The 1,492-nt window shown below is 49.9% G+C and carries 2 protein-coding genes; one reads left to right on the plus strand and one right to left on the minus strand.

Features of this window, described 5'->3' with window-relative positions; genetic code table 11:
- Positions 1-563: 563 nt before the first annotated feature.
- Positions 564-782, minus strand: coding sequence for a hypothetical protein (locus BLW97_RS19595; RefSeq protein ID WP_158025249.1), 219 nt, complete (start codon positions 780-782; stop codon positions 564-566).
- A gap of 2 nt (positions 783-784) precedes the next feature.
- Between BLW97_RS19595 and BLW97_RS18515 the strand changes: the two genes are divergently transcribed.
- A partial coding sequence (locus BLW97_RS18515; protein WP_143215014.1) for a L,D-transpeptidase family protein occupies positions 785-1,492 on the plus strand: 708 nt, incomplete at its 3' end.

Genomic DNA, 1,492 nt, shown 5'->3' on the forward strand with positions numbered 1-1,492 from the left:
AATCTGGAATTTGAGTCTTGCATTAAGATCCTCCACCTAAAAAATCGATAGAAAGTAGTCAAATAGATATTGACCGTAGTACGTGGAATCCTCCACGACGTCAGTACGCTAACAATACAAAATGGAGTTCGTCAAACCCTAATAAACGATTGTTTTATCACAACAATAGTGTTCCTTAATGAACACACACGGAATCAGTTATCGAATTATAATGAACGGATAATGCCCATTATTATTTACTCTAATTTAGAGTTTTACGGATGCGCAACGATCGTGTGCTTTTTATAGGGCCTGGTCCCTAAGCCATGCTCGAAAGGTTGTCGCGATATTTCCAGTCTTGGCAAGGTTTTTTGTGAACATGAGGATGGGGCTTTTGAATGGCGGCCTCCGCTGCATCACTAACTATTTCAACGTCACCGAGGCGAAGATCAGTCGGTCGGATACTCGTCGCTGCGGTAGATTTAGATCAGCTGCAATAGGAAAAAAGGCGTCCTAACCATGAAGAACCACTATACAACTAACTTGACAGATGCTGCCATGAAGGGTTTGCTTAGATAATGACTTTATCGGACAAGGAAAAACTCTGGAAGACTGGAAAGGTGTTTGGCGAAGATTGCCAACACTTCGGGTTCGGGACGACGCTTGGTAGGTCGGGCTTCGGTGCCCTCGCCAAAATCGGTCCAGTCGGTCCAGATTGCCAAGGGCCGTCGCCAGACACCAACCAGAATAACCGCTTTGCGGCGTGCTTCCCAATGACTCCAAAAATCTGTGCGGAGTACCAAGAATGTTGATTCATGCCCTTACTGAAATGCAATTCTATCCATCAACCCGTTGGCAGACTCCACCAGCATTTCATGCAGCCATGGAATCGGCGCACGCATCCTTTCGGCAGGGTGCGATTCTGCAATTCGAGGATGCCGATCATTTGCCGTTGGGTAAAATGTCGCATGCAGCGCTGAAACAAGCTGTGGCCGTTGCCCTAAAAGACGGTTTTCGCAATCCGTGGCCGTACACATGGGTGCAGGTATCCAAGACAGCCCCGGAAACCGCCACGGTGTGGACTTTAGTCGGCACCAAACTGATAGCCGTCCTGCACACGCCTGTAAACACTGGGGTGCTCCATTCCACCCCGGACGGTTCCTGGCCCGTGTACGAACGCGTGCCGGTAACTACGATGAAGGGCGCATTTCCTGCTCTGCTGACACCCTATCAGCAGCGGTTATATCGCGCGGCCAAAAGCGCGGGTTTTGCACTGAAGGGTACCAATATCGATCATTGGCATGGTGCATTGGTCCAGTGGCGTCCCTATGATGACCCTGGTATCAAATGGGTAAGCTACTTCGACAGGGGCCGTGCCCTGCATTATTTCCCGCGCACAGGCTACGGCTGGCCGCAAAGTGCGGGCTGCGTGGAAATGCCGGATAAAGCGGCGCATCAAATTTTTAGTACTATCCACTATGGTTCTGTCGTTACGGTGAGCAAACGGTTGCGG

The organism is Acidithiobacillus albertensis, from assembly GCF_001931655.1.
Classification (GTDB): Bacteria; Pseudomonadota; Gammaproteobacteria; order Acidithiobacillales; family Acidithiobacillaceae; genus Acidithiobacillus; species Acidithiobacillus thiooxidans.